The 415-nt window shown below is 41.4% G+C and carries 1 protein-coding gene; it reads left to right on the top strand.

Going from position 1 to position 415, the window contains the following annotated elements:
• Nucleotides 1-20: 20 nt before the first annotated feature.
• Nucleotides 21-415 (top strand): adenylate/guanylate cyclase domain-containing protein (locus ACYVTD_RS17230; RefSeq protein ID WP_461248860.1); only part of this gene is annotated, 395 nt, incomplete at its 3' end.

Raw genomic sequence — 415 nt, 5'->3', positions numbered from 1 at the left:
ACATGGGCACTCCCAACAAAATGGATTATACAATCATGGGAAACGCGGTAAATTTGGCGGCGCGGTTAGAGGGAGTTAACAAACAGTATGACACAGGCGGTATCCTGATTAGCGAATATACAAGAGCGCAAATAGGCAACGAGTTTGTTTTGCGTCCTTTAAGCAGGGTTCGCGTTGTCGGCATTAACACCCCCTTGCGGCTTTATGAGTTACTTGAAATCGCTTCCGAAACAACACCAGAACTACAGGAAATGGTAAAAAACTGGGAACAAGCTTTTATTTTTTACGAAAAACGTGATTTCCTGTCCGCTCAGAACATATTTCAGACAATCTACGATAAAAATAAAAGCGATTTAGCGGCAAAAAAATACCTTAACAGATGCGTTAAATTTATATCTTCTCCGCCGGACGAAAA

It is taken from the genome of Treponema sp. R6D11 (assembly GCF_054786075.1).
The sequence above is the reverse complement of the archived record's forward strand: the minus strand, read 5'-3'. Positions and strand labels throughout refer to the sequence as shown.